At 52.1% G+C, this 19,808-nt stretch carries 15 protein-coding genes; 11 read left to right on the top strand and 4 right to left on the bottom strand.

Annotated features, from left to right (window positions below; genetic code table 11):
* Window positions 1–523: 523 nt before the first annotated feature.
* Together BBD41_RS02105 and BBD41_RS02100 are read left to right on the top strand one after the other, a co-directional pair.
* Complete coding sequence (locus BBD41_RS02105) at window positions 524–3,292, top strand: FIMAH domain-containing protein (RefSeq protein WP_099476547.1); 2,769 nt, start codon at window positions 524–526, stop codon at window positions 3,290–3,292.
* 372 nt (window positions 3,293–3,664) lie between these two features.
* Window positions 3,665–4,342, top strand: coding sequence for a protein kinase family protein (locus BBD41_RS02100; protein WP_077565726.1), 678 nt, complete (start codon window positions 3,665–3,667; stop codon window positions 4,340–4,342).
* Between the two features lie 143 nt (window positions 4,343–4,485).
* Here BBD41_RS02100 and glsA read toward each other — a convergent pair whose 3' ends face one another.
* The gene (gene glsA / locus BBD41_RS02095) at window positions 4,486–5,427 is read right to left on the bottom strand and encodes a glutaminase A (protein ID WP_077565727.1); all 942 of its coding nucleotides are present in this window, start codon (window positions 5,425–5,427) and stop codon (window positions 4,486–4,488) included.
* 179 nt (window positions 5,428–5,606) lie between these two features.
* Between glsA and BBD41_RS02090 the strand changes: the two genes are divergently transcribed.
* The 4 genes from BBD41_RS02090 (at window position 5,607) to BBD41_RS02075 (ending at window position 11,038) form a co-directional block, all read left to right on the top strand.
* Window positions 5,607–6,020, top strand: a complete 414-nt coding sequence (locus BBD41_RS02090; RefSeq protein WP_077565728.1) for a YugN-like family protein — start codon at window positions 5,607–5,609, stop codon at window positions 6,018–6,020.
* Between the two features lie 396 nt (window positions 6,021–6,416).
* Entirely contained in the window at window positions 6,417–8,810 is a 2,394-nt protein-coding gene (locus BBD41_RS02085; RefSeq protein WP_099476546.1) for a polyprenyl synthetase family protein, read from the top strand.
* A 225-nt stretch (window positions 8,811–9,035) separates the two neighbouring features.
* Complete coding sequence (locus BBD41_RS02080) at window positions 9,036–9,863, top strand: MerR family transcriptional regulator (protein ID WP_077565730.1); 828 nt, start codon at window positions 9,036–9,038, stop codon at window positions 9,861–9,863.
* Window positions 9,860–11,038, top strand: coding sequence for an MFS transporter (locus BBD41_RS02075; protein WP_099476545.1), 1,179 nt, complete (start codon window positions 9,860–9,862; stop codon window positions 11,036–11,038). The genes BBD41_RS02080 and BBD41_RS02075 overlap by 4 nt, the downstream gene beginning before the upstream one ends.
* Window positions 11,039–11,183: 145 nt before the next feature.
* Here the strand turns inward: BBD41_RS02075 and BBD41_RS02070 are convergent, their stop codons facing one another.
* From BBD41_RS02070 to BBD41_RS02060, 3 genes are all read right to left on the bottom strand, one after another.
* The gene (locus tag BBD41_RS02070; protein ID WP_077565732.1) at window positions 11,184–11,459 is read right to left on the bottom strand and encodes a hypothetical protein; all 276 of its coding nucleotides are present in this window, start codon (window positions 11,457–11,459) and stop codon (window positions 11,184–11,186) included.
* 121 nt (window positions 11,460–11,580) lie between these two features.
* Window positions 11,581–12,444 carry a serine/threonine protein kinase gene (locus BBD41_RS02065; protein WP_099476544.1) on the bottom strand — a complete coding sequence of 288 codons (864 nt, stop codon included), beginning with the start codon at window positions 12,442–12,444 and terminating at the stop codon, window positions 11,581–11,583.
* Window positions 12,445–12,594: 150 nt separating this feature from the next.
* Complete coding sequence (locus BBD41_RS02060; RefSeq protein WP_099476543.1) at window positions 12,595–13,470, bottom strand: LysR family transcriptional regulator; 876 nt, start codon at window positions 13,468–13,470, stop codon at window positions 12,595–12,597.
* Window positions 13,471–13,634: 164 nt separating this feature from the next.
* On the opposite strand from BBD41_RS02060, the gene BBD41_RS02055 reads away from it, so the two are divergent.
* The 5 genes from BBD41_RS02055 (at window position 13,635) to BBD41_RS02035 (ending at window position 19,698) form a co-directional block, all read left to right on the top strand.
* Window positions 13,635–14,564: a DMT family transporter gene (locus tag BBD41_RS02055; protein WP_223260431.1), complete on the top strand. Its 930-nt coding sequence runs from the start codon at window positions 13,635–13,637 to the stop codon at window positions 14,562–14,564.
* A 208-nt stretch (window positions 14,565–14,772) separates the two neighbouring features.
* The gene (gene metE / locus BBD41_RS02050; protein WP_099476542.1) at window positions 14,773–17,061 is read left to right on the top strand and encodes a 5-methyltetrahydropteroyltriglutamate--homocysteine S-methyltransferase; all 2,289 of its coding nucleotides are present in this window, start codon (window positions 14,773–14,775) and stop codon (window positions 17,059–17,061) included.
* 582 nt (window positions 17,062–17,643) lie between these two features.
* Complete coding sequence (gene asd / locus BBD41_RS02045; RefSeq protein ID WP_099476541.1) at window positions 17,644–18,729, top strand: aspartate-semialdehyde dehydrogenase; 1,086 nt, start codon at window positions 17,644–17,646, stop codon at window positions 18,727–18,729.
* A gap of 269 nt (window positions 18,730–18,998) precedes the next feature.
* On the top strand, window positions 18,999–19,337 hold the full coding sequence (gene ytxJ, locus BBD41_RS02040) for a bacillithiol system redox-active protein YtxJ (RefSeq protein WP_099476540.1): 339 nt from the start codon (window positions 18,999–19,001) through the stop codon (window positions 19,335–19,337).
* Window positions 19,338–19,362: 25 nt separating this feature from the next.
* Window positions 19,363–19,698, top strand: a complete 336-nt coding sequence (locus BBD41_RS02035; RefSeq protein WP_099476539.1) for a thioredoxin family protein — start codon at window positions 19,363–19,365, stop codon at window positions 19,696–19,698.
* Window positions 19,699–19,808: the final 110 nt, after the last annotated feature.

The raw sequence follows: 19,808 nt of genomic DNA, 5'->3' as shown, positions 1-19,808 counted from the left end.
ACCGTGTGTCATGGTTTTCGTTGTTCACCGGTATCAGGTCCCAGGGGCCAATCCGGGGAGGGTGAGAACCGTTTAAGTTTATGTATTTCTATCCATTTAGCAAATTCCACAAGCCGAATATCCGTTTATTAGCATACTGAGCGGGGATGAGAATGCAGCGGATGCGAAAAATAACAGACGGTGGAAATACGCTCCTTTACGAAAAAAGGAAGGTATTCCTATACTAAAGGTGCTTAATGGGCCTTCTGCTGGCTTGGCGGTGGAAGGCGTGAACCCGATGCAAACGCGGCAGCTCAATTAAGAAGCGAAATGGCGTTCGTCCACTACTTGATTGATCATGACGCATGTGAGTGCGAGGGTCGTGATCACAGAGGAGGAACGGGGCGAAACGAATCCATCGGTTTGGAGCTTGGGGCGTTAAACGGGAACAACGGTTGAGGGGGGATTGCGAACTTATAGGCAGTTTTGCTGACAAATCAGTTTAAAGCGCTTTCAAAATAACAAGAAACGGGGGATCCCATTCATGCAAAAAAGGATCGTTTACGCAAAGAAGCGCATCATATTAACGCTTGCGCTCATCTTGGTTCTTGCATCGCAGTCGTGGCTCGCCGCTCCGGCGGATGCACGGGTGGACAAAGCGTTCAGTGAACCGATAACCATCGGCTCCCCGATTGAGAATGTAGCCATTTTTGATGCAGCTTTCGGGAAAGAAGATGGCCGGGATGTCATGTATACAACGGTAACGGGCAAGCCGGGCATTTTCCAGGTCGTTGATCTGGTCAGCAGGGAGGTGCTGCGTAAATACCGACTGGAAGGAACCGAAAGCTCCTGGACGCATGTAACCCTGCCGGACGGTACGGTGTATATCGGCGGTAACGGCAAGCTGTATACGTATTCCCCCACAACGAAAGAACTGCGCGATCTGGGCGGGATCGGTGAGAGCGTTGTATATGGGCTGACCTATGACGAGCAGGGCCGGGTGTATTTCGGTTCTTATCCGAATGCCAAGGTTGGCCGCTATGATCCCTCCACCGGCGAGATGAAGGATTACGGCAGCGTGATGCCTGGCCAGAGCTATACCCGGGCCACGGCTTACCATAACGGATATTTGTATGCAGGTATCGGTATTCAGGGAAGCCTCGTTAAAGTGAACGTGGAAACAGGAGAGAAGGAGCAGATTCCGCTGCCGACATACGGCGGTGCGGTGCAGACGGCACAAGTGTATCAGCTTGATGCTGCCGGCAAGTATATCGTAGCCGGCTTGAGCGGAGGGAATAACGCACTGTTGTTCTATGACACGGAAGTCGGGGCTTGGAGCGACACCTACTTCCTGAACAATAAGGGAATCCGCTTATCGTATGGCGAGCCGGGCAGCAATAAGGTGTATTTCGTGCAGAATAACCGATTGATGGAGCTGGATCTGATCTCGATGGAGGCGGTCGACACCGGAATCGAATATACCACCTATCTTCGCAATACCGCTTGGGTCGAGATGCCGAACGATCCGGAGCTTCCGGGAAAATCGCTCGCGACCGTCATGTGGTCGGGGGCGGTTGCTTATATGAATCTGGAGACGAAGCAGGTCAAATCGGTCACCTACCCGTTCTCAGGCAATCCGATTCCGATCCAGACGCTGGAGAAAGGGCCGGACGGCAAGCTGTATATGAGCGGCTATCCGGGAGGGAAAGGGGCTTCATATTCCCCTGCCACCGAACGAATCGAGACCTTCTCCTTAGGACAGGCCGAAGGCATGGCTGCACTCGGTGAAAAAATGTACTTCGGTCTCTATCCGGGAGGCCGCATTTGGGAGCTGGATGTCAATCAGCCGATTCAGGACGGGACGAATCCGAAAGAAATTTATAAAATTCCTCACCAGGACAGACCGTTCGTCATGACGCCCGGCGAAGGCAAGCTGTTCATCGGCACGATCCCGGACTACGGCGAACTGGGCGGCTCGCTGACCGTCTATGATCCGTCGCTCGGTCCCGAGCAAGGCTTTACCGTCTATGAAGATGTCGTGCACAACCAATCGATCGTCGGCCTCGCCGTACGTAACGGGAAGCTGTACGGGTCAACGACGGTGGCCGGCGGGCTCGGCATCGATCCGACGGAAACCGCAGCCAAAATATTCGTATGGGATATCGCCAGCGGTAAAAAGCTTCAAGAATTCGTTCCGTCCATTCCGGGCGCATCCGCCCAACCAGGAATGATCAGCGGGCTCAGTATCGGTCCTGACGGATTGCTGTGGGCAGCGGCGGATGGGACGATCTTCGCCATGGATCCGGAGACGATGAACATCGTGAAGAGCGCGAATATTTATCCGTCCGTATCCAATTATGGAAGATGGCGTCCGGCACACATCCGGTGGGGCGAAGACGGTTATATGTACACAACGCTTGCGGGCAGGATTACCGTGATCGATCCGAACGAGCCGGAAGCGGCGGTCACGTTGTCGACAACGCCATTGATGACGCTCGGTGATGACGGACATATCTATTATTCGGATGATACCTTACTTAAAAAAATCGAAGTGACGAAAGGCGACGGAGCCGTTCACATTCCGATCGAGCTCCCAATCTTGAACGGAAGCTTTGACCAATCTGCAGATAACGGTGCGATCCCCGGCTGGAGCCCCTTGTTCAATAAAACGCCGAACGTGTCTTTCGGATTAAGCAATGAGCAGAGCGTAAGCGGCCCGAGCAGCTTGTACATTACGGATGCTTCCGCGACAGAAACGGTGGCCGTTGCATCCGATTCCGTTCCCGTGAAGCCCGGGACGGCGTATACGGCGAGATTCCAGGTGTACCTTCAGGAAGGACGCACCCTCGCCTCCATGAACTACTACGATGCCAACGGCAAGCAAGTGGGCGGGACCTCGCTTCAAATTACAGCAGGCGGCGGCAAATGGCAGCAGCTTGAGATGAGCGCCGTGGCTCCAGAGAATGCAGCTTACGTGAGACTGGTCTTTTTCTGCTCCCAGTTGTGGATGACGAAGGCTTATTATGATGATGCATCCATAACCTATACGGAAACCGTCACGCCGGATCAGCTGCCGGTTTGGATCGAATCCCAAATCGACCAAGGAGAGATTCGGCACCCGCTCGCGCAGCAGCTCACCAATGCAATTCGTCAAGCGCATTTCCACTATGGCGCGGGGCGCCTAGAACAAGCCGTACACCAGTTGGAAAATGCGCTTAAGCATCTGGAACGTTCGGGGGAGGAGGACATCGAGGCGAATGTCCGGAATGGTATCCAAAGCGTCATCCGAGCGTTCATCCAATCCTGGCGTTGAATAGATAAACGGAATATAGATCGTTGATCCCAATGAAGAGAGCTGGAAATCAATCCTTCCAAGCTCTCTTTATTTGTGCACCGGGATTAATTAGAGCACATTTCAGGCATTTGCCCGGATTTTCGTCTAGCGTTTATACTAAGAAGGTGAGGAGAAGAGTATAATATAAGATCTGATACAAGTTATTGCCAACAGGCTGTCCAGGATTGGCAATGGACCGCTGGCCCTTATTCCGATTGTTGCTTGACAGGGTCCCCGCACGGCATTTGTTGGCCACAGGGGACAAGCTAGCGCGACCTATTTTAATGCAGATCCTTGCGATTTCGAGCAGAATCTATGGAAGTTAATGCTGATAGCCAAATGAGGTGGCTTATGAACACGGAAGATTGGAAACAGGCTGAAAATGCTCTGTCCTGCATGGAAGTCATGAAGCAAGGGACTAACGATCCGGTGACCATTGAAGGCGAATCGAATGAGCTGCATTGCATCGGGATTGGCACTGACGCCGCGGTATTTGTCTATGAACCGCTGCCGGATTATGCTTACAAGCTGTACGCGGCCGAGGCCCTTCCCAAAAAAGAAGCCGAAATTAGCGTATACCGATCACTGCAAGGTAGCCCTTATTTCCCTACGTTTTACGGTGCCGGCGAGCGTTACGTGGCGATCAGCAGGGAGAGCGGGATGACGTTGTATGATTGTCTTCTGTACGGCGTACCGGTACCGAGGCAAGTCATTGATGATGTAGAGGCCGCACGGAGCTTCGTCAGGGAGAAAGGGCTGAATCCCAGAGACATTCACTTGAAAAATGTGCTGCTGCAAAACGGCCGAGGCAAAGTGCTGGATGTATCGGAGTATATCCAGAGCGGTAACGACAGACGCTGGGAGCATCTCTTGTGGGCGTACGATAACGTGTATCCGCTCATCGAAGGTAAGAAGCTGCCGCTGTGGGTATTGGAGGCGGTGAAAAACGGGTATTACCGGCTCGATCCGTCCAGCGCTAATCTGCAGGAATTTGCCGAGCGGATCAAAAAGCTGTTTTTCCATCGATAAATGGCAGATAGGATATAAAAGCAAATGGAAGAAACCGTGCAGCATACACGGTTTCTTTTTTTGTAAATAGGAGCCCGGATCATTAGCGGTGTTGGATGGAAGATTCGTTCCCTGATATGAAGCGTCGCCAGACCTTTAGGTCGTCAAAACATGCTCCAATCGAGTTCTCTCGATATCACCTCGAGTAAGTGGACGCCGGCTTGGCTGTTTCCCTTGTCATTGAGCGCGGGACCAAATACCCCAATCCCGTACTGCCCGGGGACAAGCGCCAAGATGCCGCCGGAGACTCCGCTTTTGGCAGGCAACCCGACCTGAATGGCGAATTCGCCTGATGCATTGTACATTCCGCAAGTCGTCATGAAGGTTTTGGCGATCTGGACATATCGCCGGGGGATCAGCCGGGTACCCGTCTGCGGGTCAAGACCGCCGCAAGCAAGGACCAGCGCCATTCGCGCCAGGTCGGAGCAATCGGCTTGGATGGAGCAATGCCGGAAGTAAACGTCAAGAACGTCCTCGACATTTCCCGAGAGTACCCCGTTTTGTTTAAGAAAATAAGCAATGGACCGGTTCAGATTACCGGTTTCGGATTCGGAGCGGTACACCTCCTCATCGCAGCTTAACCGCTGGTTCCCGGCAAGCACGCGCAGGAAATCCAGGATCCGTCTGTATACCTCCTCCGGGCTGCTGCCCCGAATGAGTGATGATATTGTAATAGCCCCTGCGTTGATCATCGGATTGAACGGAATGCCCGGGCGAACGAGCTCCAGCTTCAGCATGGAGTTGAAGTTGTCGCCGGTCGGCTCCATGCCGACCTTGCGGAACACCTCCTCTTCACCGTTATCCATCAATGCAAGGATCAGCGTAAAGACCTTAGAGATGCTCTGCATGGTGAACCTGTTTCCGCAATCGCCCGCCGTAGCGGATTCGCCGCTTGCATGGAGCAGGCTGATTCCGAGGGCATGGTGCGGGGATTTGGCAAGCTCGGGGATGTAGGACGCAACGCAACCGCTTGCGGCGTAAGGTCGGCTCGCCTCCACCCAATTCGCCAGCCGTTCTCGTATCGTTCCGATTTCGTAAGATGGCACGCTCCCATCTCCTTTTGCAAAGTTATAAAGAATTGGTAATAATAGCATTCGTTGATGGAAGCCGCTTTATCCCTTCATATGCGCTGCGCCGTTTTGCTCTGTTATTTTTGCCCTCATAAAAGTATAGCGTCAGCCGTCTAAGCCCATCCTTTAATTATAACGGCAAGGGGGCTAAGCGAATGAGAAACTTGGAATCGAGGCTGGAGAATATCGAGGGCAGATTCGATGAAATCGATCAATATTTTTGTACCCATCAGTTCTCTTTAGCAGGCAATTGGGATTATAAGCACGGGTATTTGGATAAGCGTCTGGATCATGAACGAATGGTATGGCTCCGGATCCCGTTTCATGTCATCAGAGGCAGCCTGGACGGGGAATGCGGCGGTTGCAAGGCCACAGTCAAGCTCGGACGTCCATTTGTTTTCCGCCATATCTACAATACAGGGACAGACAAGCATGCCAAGCCGCGTTTGATTGGAGCGCTGTTTGATCAGTTCCAATCGCCGATTGATCCGGATGCCTCTTTGGACGAGCAATGGATTGAGCAAGCCAAGCAAGTGCTGCAGGAAGTAGAATCAGGATATCTTCAATAAAAGAGAAGAACGCTGATGCTCCGTCGAAAGTGTCATTACGGTATGCATCTGGACAAGCAAGGCTGTCGAGCTTTTCGGCAGTCTTTTTTTCTGCGGGCATTTGCAGGCGAAAGTTTGCATAAGAGTATATGTTTCTTACATGCCTATCTATGACCCCCCGGCTAAACGAAAGGTCTGCTGTTGAGGTAGAGGGAACGGAACATGCATAGACTGTAACTAAAAGACGATTCCAGACCGCGTTAGCTGCAATGCTAAGCTGGCGAAGTCCCGAATATGGATCATCCACGATATTCTGATGACGATTTCGTAACCGATGAGATTCTTTCACGTATATAGGAATGAATATGTTCGGACGATAACGTATCTAATCCAATTAGAAGCTGAGGTAATGCATCAATGAATGTGGAGCTTACAGATTATGCCGACGTGTGGTATCAGGAAGCTGAGGAGAAGGCCGCCCGGTATTTTGAGATTTTACAAGCGCAGGTTACGGATAAAAGCTATGCAACCGGGCTGGCAGAAGATATCCGGTTGTGGAGCAGGAAGCATATCGGCCGCCAACCGTGGCTGTCCTTTATAACCCGGGGCACGGGTAAACCCGATTCGCGGGATTACCATCGATATATGAAATGGTTGAATTATACGGGGAAAATGAAAGACTACCTGGATCGCAGCGTGTCCTATATTTATATGAGGGATCTTGGCAAGGCACTGGATTGCCCGAAGACCCAATCCCGGATCCAACATGTCGTTAAGGGGCTTGAGCAGTTCCTGATTCGCTCGACCGGGACCGGCGGGGGACAACAGCCCGCGTTCATTAGCTTTGCGGGTCTATACCGCTGGGCCCAGAAGGAAGGCGTAGAGAGCGCCGTGATCTGGGTTATGAACAAGCTGAAAAGCGTTGCGGCCCATATCCCCGAAGACATGAACCCGGAGCATGCCCAGCGCAAGCTCATCAAAATCATCGTCGGTGTCGTGATGCATGCCATCGAAGAGATTGAAGAGTCTCCCGGCGAAATTTTTCCCGCTGAGCGTGCACGGAGGCTGGATCATGCCATCCGGCTTGGTTATTCTTACGGATTGACTTACCCGTATATCGATGATCTTCTCGATTCCGGGGTGCTGAATGACCAGGAGAAGGAGCGTTATTCCCGCATGATCCGGAGCGCACTGCTCACGGGCACGGTACCGGCGCTTGGAGCATGGAGCGGCAGCAACATGAACCTGATCCGCTTTATACACGCCGAGCTTCGCGAAGCCTTTGAATACATTAAAGGACATCAACGGCCGGAATTCAGAATGCCGTTCTTCGAGCAATCGTACGTATTTTTTCATTCCCAGCATTTGGACCGCGTGAAGGATTTATCGAAAGCCGATTACACCAACGAGGAGCTTTATTTGCCGGTTATCTTGAAATCCTCTTCCTCGCGATTGATCGTTCGTTCGGTATTGAGCGCCCCGGAGGATGAAGGCTTTGACCAGCGTACGTTTTATTACGGCATTTATAACCAGCTGGCCGATGACTTCGCGGATATGTTCGACGATATGAGGGAGGGAGCCGTAACGCCGTATACGTATTTCTTGAAATACAGGGAGCAGCGTCCCGATTTGATCAACCCTTACGAATTGTACTGGGCGGTCATCGCGCATCTGATTCGAAACGTATACCGTTCGGACGCCATGACGCGCGAGGTGATCCTGGATCGTGCCATCAACGGTCTTAAACGGTGCAAAGCGCGGCTCGGCTCTGACAAATATAACGAGATCATGAGCGTCCTCGCTTCCGGACAGCCGGAGCTCCACCGTCTCATTCAGCGAATGGTCCGAAAGGCGGATGATGTGGATTTCCTCGACAAACTGCTTCGGGACCAGATGGTTACGATCCTGAAAAATGAAAGGCAGGAGCGTGAAGCCTTTTTCGATACGGTTCAGTCGGTCCGCGAGCAGATCAATAATCAGCTTCGCATCGATGAGCCGGAGGATCATCCCCCGATGAAGACGTCGTTGATTGAAGCGGCCAACTACAGTCTGGATGGGGACGGGAAGCGGCTGCGGCCCATCCTGACATGGGTGATGGGCGTGAAGGAATACGGGCTTGATGCGTCAGCGATTACTCCACTTTTAAAATCACTGGAGTATATGCATACCGCTTCCTTGATTTTTGACGATTTGCCTTCGCAGGACAATGCCTCTACCCGCCGGGGAAGGGCGACCCTGCATGAAGTGTATAACAGTTCAACAGCCGAGTTAACCGGCCTGTACCTGATCCAGAAGGCGACAGAAGAACAAGCATCCCTGTCCGGCTTCGATCCGAAGGTCGTACTCCGCTTGATGCGTTATTCATCGCAAAAAGCCGGGGAGATGTGCATGGGGCAGGCGATGGACCTTCAATCCAAGGGGGCGGCGCTCACGCTTCAGGAATTAAACAGGATCTGCTTTTACAAAACCGGCATTGCTTTCGAGGCTTCGCTGGTCATGCCAGCGATCCTGGCCCGCGTCGGCGAGACGGAGATCTCTGTTTTGAAGCGGTATGCCTATCATGCAGGCATCGCATTTCAAATCAAGGATGATCTGCTTGATGCGGAAGGCGATCAGCATGTGCTTGGGAAACCGACGCGTCAGGATGTGGAGAACAATACGTCGACTTTTGTGACCATACTTGGCGTTGAAGGCGCCAAACGAGAAATGTGGGAGCATTATTGCCTGGCGATGGAAGCCTTGGATGAACTGCCTCGTCCGATCGCTTTTCTCACGCATCTCCTGAATTATATGGTGAATCGCGATAATTAACAGACCGCCAGCGTGCTCGAGGGTTTTGACTCATCTCAGTGCATCGATCAAGTTGTGCGATAACAATATATGCTGATGCAGCAATGGGAACCGCGAGCTTCGCGGTTTTCATTTTTTCACGGGAATGTGTGGTCTCAAACCAAACATCGTGAGTTTCCCCCTTGACTTTATAGTCGACTCGAAGGTATATACTCAATTCGAAATATGAAGGAGGAAGGTGAGCTATTGTTTAAAATCAGCGAGTTTTCCAGGCTGAGCCGCATCCCGCTGCAGACATTGCGTTATTACGATCATATCGGGTTATTAAAGCCCGCACGGATCGATAGGTCGACCGGGTATCGGTATTACGCCGCCGAGCAGCTTCTGGAGATCAACCGCATTGTCATTTTCAAGGAACTCGGGTTCACACTCCAGCAAATTGCTCAGCTGCTTCAAGAAGATATATCCGCTGAACAGATTCGCGGCATGCTGAGGTTAAAGGAAAGTGAGATTCAGCTGCTGGTGGAGAACGAAATGTCCAAGCTGTCTCGTATTAAAGAACGAATGCAGCTTGTGGAACGAGAGGGAAGAATGGAGACGGAGCAGGAGGCCGTCATCAAGCAGGTTGATGCCTTGCACTATATTTCCTATGCTTCGTTAGGCAATGCCGAAGAAATTCCACAGCTATTTCAACATTTTCAGGACCTTCTGGGTGCAAGTACACGTTCGGTCCTGTCAGGGCCTCAAACGGTGCTTTGGAAGGAAAGCAGCCTCCGGGATCATGCATTCGAGCTGGAGGTCGGCTTTGCCGCCAAACCGGGATCCTACAAGCTTCCTGAGGGTCTTGAGCAACGCTGCATGCCCCCTGAAACGATGGCTACACTCCTGTTCCGCTCCGATTCTTCGTTCTCGGAAACGGCTTGCGCGGACCTGGCCGCCTGGATCGAACGTAACGGCTATCGCATCCGGGAGGATCAGCCTGGAAGGGAAATCTATGTGCCATTATCGGATGAACCGGGCTTGTGCCTGATCGAGATCCAAATTCCGATCATGGATGCGGGGGCAGCTGAATGAACAATAAATGGGTCGTGTATTTGCTTGCCTTGGCGGTATTTCTGATTGGGACAGTCGAGTATATTATCAGCGGAATTATACAAATGGTGGCTGCCGAACTGAGCGTAACGACCTCTGCCGCCGGATTGCTTGTCACTGTGTTCGCCCTTGCGGCTGCCATTGGCGCACCTGTCATCATTGCGATTACGATCAATGCAGACCGTAAAAGCGTGCTGCTTATCGCGCTCGGCATTTTCATTCTAAGCAGCCTTATGATCTATGTAAGTCATTCATTTAAGATGATCCTGGTTACCCGCATGTTCCAAGGGCTTAGCGGAGGGGTCGCCACCGTCGTTGCGATGGCGGTAGCCACCAGGATTGCCGGAGTGCAGCATCGTGGAAGGGCCATCGGCATCATATTGATGGGATTGAGCGGTTCGCTGGTTCTTGGCGTACCCGCCGGTACGTTCTTGAGCGAATTGCTGGGCTGGCGAACGCTGTTTATTGTAATCGGCCTCTTGACTCTGATCCCGCTGCTCGCTGTTTACCGTAAAGTTCCCTCGATCCGGGAACGGAGCGCCGTCACGCTCGGTATGCAGCTGTCGATATTGAAGGATGGCAAGATCGTCCTAGCACTCATGATTACACTGTTGTATATTGGCGCTTACTCTACCTTATTTACTTATATCACGCCTTATCTGAAGGCCAATGCCGAGCTTTCGGCAGCAGAGCTTTCGGGCATTCTGTTCGCTGCAGGCATTTGCAGTTTTATCGGCTCGAGAATCGGAGGCGTGGTGGCGGATACCAAGGGATCGAAGTTCACCATCTATTTCGGACTTTCTTTACAGGCTGCCATGCTGTTTATGCTCTCGATGGTTAACGGGTGGTTGCCTGGTGTCATTGTGATGATCATGCTATGGATGGTAGCGACATGGGCGACATCACCGGCACAGCAGCTATATCTCGTCACTCGGGTGCCCCGGTCCCCGGATATCGCCCTCAGCGTGAACACGTCCTTTATTCAATTTGGATTTGCATTAGGCTCGGGCATTGGTGGAGCGGTGATGAGTCGTACATCTGTAGAGGTTCTAGGCTGGGCGGGATTCTTCATCGTATTGCTGGCATTGCTGCTTGCGATCGGGTTGTTTGCGGGAGCCCGGAAAGCCGGTCAAGAGCGGCAGTCGGAGCGAATGTAAAGCGGTTGAAGAAATGCAAACTGAAAATGCTGACCTGGGCGGGGGGGATGAATAAAGCGAAGGATACAAGGCGTGGAATTGGGGCATGGCGGCTATGAGCATGAAAAAACCCTCAATAAAGAGGGTAAGGAGTGCTTCTTACAGGTTAGCTTGAGCTGTATTTTCTGCCTTTATAGTAGCCGTGCCCACGGTGACCATGCTGATGCTTGAAGTCTGAGGAAGAGGCTTTGCGGCGTGAAAATCCGTGGCTGCTGCTGTAACGTTTGCCGTAATGCTTTCCTGAGCTGCTGTATCGCTTACCATATTGTTTTCCTGAACTGCTGTAACGCTTGCCATAGTGCTGTCTTGAGCTGTCGTAGCGCTTCCGTCCATGTGTGCTGGATGCGGAGTGAAGAAGCTTATTCACGATCTTTTTAAACATTTTGTTGTGGCCTCCTGTCTTGTTCGAGGTCATTTCATCGTGCTAATCGGATATTATCATAGAATAAACCCCGTATTCAACTTTACCCGCCGCTGTAGAGATTTAAAGAAGAAGCGACCATTTAAACGGGCATGTCGCTCATTGCCGGGCCGTATGACGAATAGAGCTCGCGCAGCTCATTCATGAAATGCGAGGATCCCTGGTAAGGTTCCCGGATCCCAAGCAAGCGTTCAAGCATGAGCTTTAACTCAGCTGAGAGATTCAATTCTTCCTGCCAGCTTCGCTCAGTCTGATCCGGACTGTTTTCCACCTCATAGGCCGAGTACAGCATGAACAGCATAAAATGACCGATATCCGCCAAATCCGAGTTTTCTTCGGCCCGTTTGGCCGGTATTGAGGAATCCAAGCGGGATGTTCGTGTCCATATTCGCTTAGGTTTTTGCAGCGGCGGGGGCTCTCCAACTCTGCGAGCAAGGCCGAAGTCGATTAATCGCAGCTCTCCGTTCATAAACAGCACGTTCGGGATCCGAAGATCAAGGTGGATCACCCCTTGCTGATGAATGCAGGTCACAATCTCCAAAAGCTGCAGCGTAATGTTCAGGCATTCCTGTTCCGTGTACCTTCGGCCTTGGTCGAAGATTAAATCCTCCAGCGTATCCCCTTCGATAAAGGACATCACCAGAAAGTCCTTATTCTTGTCCGTGAAGAAATCCTTGTACTCTGGAATATGAGGATGTTCTAATGATTTCAGAACGGCTGCCTCCCGGTGAAGCAGGGTTTTGGCCAAATGGCCCTTGCTCGGCCTCGCCTGCTTCACGGCTACGATTTCCTTGCTGTCCCGGTCTTCGCATAAGTAGATCATTCCGTAGCTTCCTTCACCAAGCATGCGCTTGACGGTATATCGGTCTCCAAGCACGGAATCCGCTTCTGCCGGGTAATCCCGCCATGCGGCAATGAAGGAAGCTGCATATGAAAAAAGACGCATTCCAGTTCTTATCTCCCTTGGTACCATGACATGAGGCGATCGATGATAATATGATCGGTTACCGTATCATTATAACAGGCACATCAGGATCAAGTGAATGCGTGCTGTTCAAGCCCAATATTGATCGTTTGATGCTCGGCACGGATGATCTTAATGCTTCTGCCCGAAGAGTTCTTCAGCAGTCCGAAGAAATAGCCGCACTGCCCGGGAAGCGTTATGAAGGGACGGTACCGCGATGCCGATCTCCCGGGTAATGCGGGGCGTTATCGGTTTTACGGTCATATGATGCGGATACATGGACATGGCCAGGGAGGACACGATCCCAATCCCAAGCCCTTCCCGGACCATGCTCACGAGCGTGCCTACATTATGCGTCGTAAACTTGATATGAAGCTGGCAGTTCTCGCGCTCGAAGGCATCCATAATCGCAACCTCATGTCCCCCTTTGCACAGCACCATATCCTGATTGTGCAGCTGGTGGATATCAATGCTGTCCCCTTCTCCTAGAGGATGGCCGTCCGGGAGGAGGACGATCATATGGTCGCGGTATAGCGGGATGAGGTCCACCTCATCATCCGGGAGAAGAATGATGCCGGCTTCGATTTTTTTCGTATGAACCCATTCCTTCACCTCATTGGTAGAGCCTTCATGAAGATCAAATACGAGGTTCGGATAATGCTGACGGATATGCCGAATGATTGGCGGAAGAAAGTAGGCCGATGCGGAAGGGAACGCACCGATGGTCAGCGTCCCGACCTCCAGCCCTTTCTCGGCGGCGATATGCTGCTGTGCCCGTTCCATATGCTGCAGGATGCCGCGAAAATGGACAAGCACCTTCTGGCCGATCTCCGTGAGCATGACGCCGCGCTTGCGATCGCGGAGAAGGAGCTTGACGTCCAGCTCCCCCTCGATGCTGGCGATGGCATGGCTGACTGCCGGCTGCGTCATGTGCAAATCCTGCGCAGTCTGCGTAAAGCTCAAGGTTTCGGCCACCCGGACATATATCATGATTTGTGTGATTGTCATAACTTTATAGTTATCTCCTCTATTAAAAAGATTCATTTTATTTATAACCTATTACAGTATACCCTAAGAAGGCGGTAATGACGAAGTCCTGGGACGTTGATGATCAACAGGCTTCAAGAAACAAAGATGCCATCCAAACGGCATCAGGATTGGAGGGGAACCCATTGCACCAACGATTATCACCGAAAGCTACGCTGGGGCTTGTCCTTTTTCTGGTCGCGGTGTGGGGAATCAATTGGCCGCTCACCAAGCTGGCGCTCACCGATGTCCCGCCCCTGTTGTTTTCAGGGCTGCGGACGTTGATCGGGGGGCTGCTGCTGCTCTTGATTTCGCTGCGGAACGCGTCCAGACTGAACTGGAAGCAGAACAAGGGAGCGTACCTCGTGCTGGCCCTATTCAACATTATTGGATATTACGGACTGCAGACCGTGGGCATCGGCTATCTGCCCGCCGGCCTGTTTTCGACGATTGTTTTTTTGCAGCCGGTGCTGCTTGGATTGTTCTCGTGGATGTGGCTGGGTGAAAGCATGACCTGGCTCAAGGTCCTCGGGCTCATCCTTGGCTTCGGAGGCGTCGCCGAGATCAGCATTGGCGGATTGCAGGGACATATCTCCCCGATCGGCATTCTGCTCGCCATTCTGTCGGCTCTCTGCTGGGCGATCGGCAGCATCTACATGAAGAAAAAAAGCGCGCAGCTGGATTCTCTATGGGCCGTAACGATGCAAATGCTCATCGGCGGCGTGTTTCTGATGGTGACCGGATCGGCAGCCGAAAGCTGGGGGGATATCCACTGGACGCCGGCATTTGTCGGTACCCTGATGTTTATCTCCGTGTTCGTCATAGCCGCCGGCTGGTGGGTGTACTTTAAATTGCTGGACAGCGGGGAAGCAAGCACGGTCGGGTCTTATACGTTTGCGATTCCGGTTATCGCCAGCGTCTTTAGCATCTTCATGCTGGATGAATCGGTAACGCTGACCCTGCTCTTCGGGCTGCTGATGATATGTATCAGCATCGCGCTCGTGAACCGGAAGAAGCCGATTCGGGCTGATCAAGCGGCATTGGCATCGCAGCGTTCCTGCGGACAAGGATCCTGATCACCGCTTTCGGTCCTTCCCGAATTTCTAAAACCTCCTGACTGCATCAGAAGTAGTCAGGAGGTTTTTTTATTGTGCGGCAAAAGATCAAGGTGTCTGTTATAGCTTTTGGCTATAACTAGATATAGTTTAAAACGGTTACTGCTCGCAAAGGGATCCGTGATATCTTACATGTAATCCAAATATGTGTGTAAGGGGTGTTACGAGAATGACAATTAGCAGTAGTTTGGGATACCCGCGAATTGGTGCGGACCGGGAATGGAAAAAAGCGCTCGAGGCTTTCTGGTCGGGCAAGCTGGATGAGCCGTCATTCCAGAGCAGATTAGAGGAAATCCGGCTGGGGCACTTGCTCAAGCAGCGGGAGAAGGGGATCGATCTCATTCCCGTGAATGATTTCAGTTATTATGATCACATGCTGGATACGGCCGCCATGTTCGGCATCATTCCCAAGCGTTTCCGATATGAAGGAGGCACCGTACCACTCTCCGTATATTATGGGGTTGCCCGGGGAACCAAGGATGCCGCGGCCAGTGAAATGACCAAGTGGTTCAATACGAACTATCATTATATTGTGCCGGAGCTCGAAGGAGCGGTTCCTGTCATCACCGAAAATAAGCCGCTGGCCGCTTATCGCGAAGCAAAGGAGAAGCTCGGGATTGAAGGAAAGCCGGTGATCGTCGGGCCGCTGACCTTCCTGAAGCTGTCAAAGGGCTACGCCGAGAGCGAGACGGACGCATGGCTCGGACGCTTGCTGCCATTATATGTACATATTCTTCGGGAGCTCGAACAAGAAGGAGTGAAATGGGTACAGCTGGATGAGCCGGTACTGGTTACAAAATTGGATGCTGCGGATAACAAGCGGTTGAAGACCGTTTATGAGACGATTGCGGCATCCGTACCCGGACTGAATATTATGCTGCAGACCTATTTTGAGTCGGTGGAGAATTACCAGGATATCGTGAGCTTGCCGGTTCAAGGCATCGGTCTTGATTTTGTGCATGGCTTGAAAGGAAATATCGCTTCCATTCGAGCCTTCGGTTTCCCGAAGAATAAAATACTCGGTGCCGGGATCATTGACGGCCGCGGTATCTGGAAAGCGCCGCTTCGTGACAAGCTCGGCCTGCTGCAGGAGCTTACGTATGCTGTGGCGCCCGAAAGGCTTATCGTGCAGACCTCATGCAGCCTGCTTCATGTGCCGGTGACCGCAAAGCGCGAGACCAAGCTCCCGCCGGAACTGCAGCATGCCCTTGCCTTCGCGGACGAGAAGCTGGACGAGCTCAAGCTTCTGTCCAGAGCGCTGTCTTCTGGCACCGAGTCCATTCGAGATGAACTGGCCCAATGTGATCATGATCTTGAAGCCTTGAAGATGTCCGATGCCCGCAATCGGCAGGACGTGCAGCAGGCCGTCACCGAGCTTCGCTCGAAGGAGCCGCAGCGAAAGCATCCGTTTGAGCAGAGACACATCGCGCAGCAGAAGAAATGGCGGCTGCCGATTCTGCCGACGACGACGATCGGCAGCTTCCCGCAGTCAGCGGAGGTGCGTAAAGCAAGGCAGCAGTGGCGCAAAGGCGAATGGTCCGAGGAGCGATACGAGGCCTTCATCCGGGAGCAGATCGACATTTGGATCAAGCTGCAGGAGGAGATCGGACTGGATGTTCTTGTGCACGGTGAATTCGAGCGTACGGATATGGTCGAATTTTTCGGGGAGAAGCTTGCCGGATTCGCCTTTACCCAATTTGGATGGGTACAGTCGTATGGATCCCGCTGCGTGAAGCCGCCGATCATTTTCGGAGATGTTGCCTTTGAGCAGCCGATGACGGTCAAAGAGACGATATATGCTCAGTCGCAGACGATACGGCCGGTGAAGGGCATGCTGACCGGACCGATTACGATTATGAATTGGTCGTTTGTCCGGGAGGACATCCCGCGCGAGCATATCGCGTATCAGCTGGCTTATGCTCTCCGTCAAGAGGTAGAGTCGCTCGAACGAGCCGGCATCGGGATGATCCAGGTGGATGAGCCGGCGGTTCGCGAAGGACTTCCGCTCAAGGTGGAGGAGCAGGCTGAATACTTGTCCTGGGCGGTAGCAGCATTCCGCATGACGACATGCACGGTCCAGGAGACCACGCAAATCCACACCCATATGTGTTATTGCGAGTTCCATGACATGATCGATTCGATTGAAGCGATGGACGCGGACGTCATCTCGATTGAAACGTCGCGCAGCCATGGGGAATTAATCCACAGCTTCGAGGAGAACACTTACAAGCTCGGCATCGGCCTGGGGGTATACGATATCCATAGTCCGCGGGTTCCGAAGGTAGAGGAAATGACAAATATGATTGAGCGTGCCCTGCGCGTGTTGGATCCGAAGCTGTTCTGGATTAATCCGGATTGCGGCCTGAAAACGAGAGGAATCGAGGAAACGGTCGAGTCATTGCGCAACATGGTGGAGGCCACCCGGATCGCACGCGGAAAGTATACGCTAACGGTGTAAAGGGCTTGAACATCAGCTTGATAAAAATTTTTAAAAATTGGATTCCCCAGATCCCGATTTATGTATTATAATCTTATTAAATGCGATGAAGAGATGAGTAAATATTGAATTCTTTGTGCAGAGAGCTCCGGCAGCTGGGAAGGAGTAAAGAATTCCTTATTGAATAAAGCCTCTGAGCAGCACATCGGAACTAAGGTTAAAGTGCGAGTTGAAAAAGTCGGTTCGACGACTTTTTGAACAACCTCTTAAAGGGGATGGTGTGACAGGCGCTCCTGTTACAGAGCTAGAGTATATGCATGCAGGAAGCATGCCGTACTCGATGAGGCTGGTATGGCGACATGCCGGCAAATCTGGGGTGGTACCACGAGAACTCAATCTTGTCCCTTTAGACTTCGGTCTTGGGGGTGGGATTTTTTTATTTGTGCCGGCAGGATGGATGGAATACCTGTAAGAAACGTGCACCATTTCAGACGGTTTGAATAGTAATCTAGAGAAAAGCTTACTGCATGACCTCCTTCGCTACCGGAAGCTGGTCCGTGCACGCGAATCAAAGATGCCATTACGAAAGGATTTGAAGTACACATGTCACAAAAACTTAAAGTTGGTATTGTTGGCGGAACAGGAATGGTCGGTCAGCGCTTCATCCAGCTGCTGGATGGTCACCCTTGGTTTCAAGTAACGGTCATTGCAGCAAGCAGCAACTCGGCAGGGAAAACGTATGAGGAATCCGTGCAGGGAAGATGGAAGCTGGCCACTCCGATTCCGGAGGATGTGAAGCCGATCGTCGTCCAGGATGCTTCGCAGGTGGAGCAGGTTGCCGATCAGGTGGACTTTGTCTTCTGTGCCGTAGATATGAAGAAAAATGAAATCCAAGCGCTCGAAGAAGCATACGCCAAAACGGGCACGCCAGTCATCTCCAACAATTCGGCTCACCGCTGGACGCCGGACGTGCCTATGGTGATTCCGGAAATTAACCCGGAGCATATCGAAGTGATTGCGGCGCAGCGCAAACGCCTTGGAACCTCGACCGGCTTCATCGCCGTGAAGCCGAACTGCTCGATTCAGAGCTATGTGCCGGCGCTCCATGCCCTGCTTGATTACAAGCCGACGCAAGTGGTGGCATCGACGTACCAGGCCATTTCCGGTGCAGGCAAGAACTTTACCGATTGGCCGGAAATGCTCGATAACGTCATCCCGTACATCGGCGGCGAGGAAGAGAAGAGCGAGCAGGAGCCGCTGCGGATTTGGGGACGCGTTGACAATGGGGAGATCGTGAAAGCCGCTTCCCCAATCATTACAACCCAGTGTATCCGCGTACCCGTTACGGACGGACATTTGGCTACCGTCTTTGCTTCGTTCGAGAATAAGCCGTCGAAGGATGAAATCATCGGCCGCTGGCGGCAATATAAGGGCAGACCACAGGAGCTCCGCCTGCCAAGCGCCCCGGAGCAGTTCATCACCTATTTTGAAGAGGAGAACAGACCGCAGACGAACCTGGATCGCGATATCGAGCGCGGCATGGGCGTTTCGGTCGGAAGACTGCGTGAGGATACCATCTACGATTATAAATTCGTAGGGCTGTCTCATAACACGCTGCGCGGCGCAGCCGGCGGTGCGGTTCTGATCGCGGAGCTGCTGAAGGCAGAAGGCTATATTCAAGCTAAATAATAACGGCGGATCCCAGAGAACCAGGCGGCGCAAGTATGCCCTGGTTCTTTGTGCTCTCGATCCGATTCCTTATGGATATATTTGGCTTCGAAAAGAGAGAATAGGTACGCACGCTAGGTAAGGATGCGAAGAGCAGCTTCGGGAGCGAAGCGTTTTGCAACTTGATGTATGGGGCATTTTCCGCTATCATTACTCGTAATGTCAGATCGCATCGTGCTGCGAAGAGAGCGGCATGAGTTTATTTTTATAGCAGAAGGAGAAGAACCTATATGAATTGGAAAGAAATCACGACCCAGGACGAATGGAAGAACATATTGGAGAAGTCGGCGGAACGCGGACAAGTTATCCTTAAACACAGCACAACATGTCCCGTGAGCGCGAACGCTTTGAGAGAATATGAGCAGTACTTGAAAGATACCCCGAACGCCGACGTGGATTATACGCTCGTTAAGGTGATCGAATCCCGGCCGGTATCGAATCAGATTGCCGAGGATCTGAATGAAAAGCATGAATCCCCGCAAATTATCTACATTAAAGACAAGGCGAAATACTGGACCGCCTCTCATTGGGCCGTGACGACCGAGCATATCAAAGCGGTCCTGGATTAAGGAACCGAAAGCCGATGGAACTGCAATGAAAGAGCTGCAAGAGCTGAACTCGGTCAGAGCCATTGATGCGTTTATCCATGATCATCCGTTAAGCTTTGTGTATATTTCCCGGCAGGATTGCAGCGTGTGCCATGCCGTTCTGCCGAAGCTGAGATCGCTGTTGGAGGATTATCCGCAAATCCGGTTAGGTTTGGTCGATGCGGAAGCCGCCCGAGACATTGCCTCCGAATTTCTGATATTCTCTGTGCCTGCACTGCTCTTGTTTGTAAATGGCAAGGAGCTGATCAGGGAAGGCCGATTCGTGCAGTTTGATTCCTTAAGGACACAAATCGACAGAATTTATGAGGCGTATGCCACCTGAATGGTTGAAGTCGATGAGCGGCATGCTCATCGACTTTTTTTGTTTAGTCGAAGCCAGACACATTCCTTGTCACTGCCGGGTGCTTTGGCGTCTGTTGACCACACAATCAC

It is taken from the genome of Paenibacillus ihbetae (assembly GCF_002741055.1).
Lineage (GTDB): Bacteria > Bacillota > Bacilli > Paenibacillales > Paenibacillaceae > Paenibacillus_AQ > Paenibacillus_AQ ihbetae.
Note: the sequence above shows the minus strand (reverse complement) of the source record. Positions and strands in the feature narration are given on the sequence as shown.

Excerpts from the sequence above, each read along its gene's own strand:
- BBD41_RS02075 (WP_099476545.1), top strand. The coding sequence starts at position 9,860 with ATGAACAATAAATGGGTCGTGTATTTGCTTGCCTTGGCGGTATTTCTG.
- BBD41_RS02065 (WP_099476544.1), bottom strand. The coding sequence starts at position 12,444 with ATGCGTCTTTTTTCATATGCAGCTTCCTTCATTGCCGCATGGCGGGAT.
- BBD41_RS02060 (WP_099476543.1), bottom strand. The coding sequence starts at position 13,470 with ATGACAATCACACAAATCATGATATATGTCCGGGTGGCCGAAACCTTG.
- BBD41_RS02035 (WP_099476539.1), top strand. The coding sequence starts at position 19,363 with ATGAAAGAGCTGCAAGAGCTGAACTCGGTCAGAGCCATTGATGCGTTT.
- BBD41_RS02090 (WP_077565728.1), top strand. The coding sequence starts at position 5,607 with ATGAGAAACTTGGAATCGAGGCTGGAGAATATCGAGGGCAGATTCGAT.
- BBD41_RS02105 (WP_099476547.1), top strand. The coding sequence starts at position 524 with ATGCAAAAAAGGATCGTTTACGCAAAGAAGCGCATCATATTAACGCTT.
- BBD41_RS02085 (WP_099476546.1), top strand. The coding sequence starts at position 6,417 with ATGAATGTGGAGCTTACAGATTATGCCGACGTGTGGTATCAGGAAGCT.
- asd (WP_099476541.1), top strand. The coding sequence starts at position 17,644 with ATGTCACAAAAACTTAAAGTTGGTATTGTTGGCGGAACAGGAATGGTC.
- BBD41_RS02070 (WP_077565732.1), bottom strand. The coding sequence starts at position 11,459 with ATGTTTAAAAAGATCGTGAATAAGCTTCTTCACTCCGCATCCAGCACA.
- ytxJ (WP_099476540.1), top strand. The coding sequence starts at position 18,999 with ATGAATTGGAAAGAAATCACGACCCAGGACGAATGGAAGAACATATTG.
- BBD41_RS02100 (WP_077565726.1), top strand. The coding sequence starts at position 3,665 with ATGAACACGGAAGATTGGAAACAGGCTGAAAATGCTCTGTCCTGCATG.
- metE (WP_099476542.1), top strand. The coding sequence starts at position 14,773 with ATGACAATTAGCAGTAGTTTGGGATACCCGCGAATTGGTGCGGACCGG.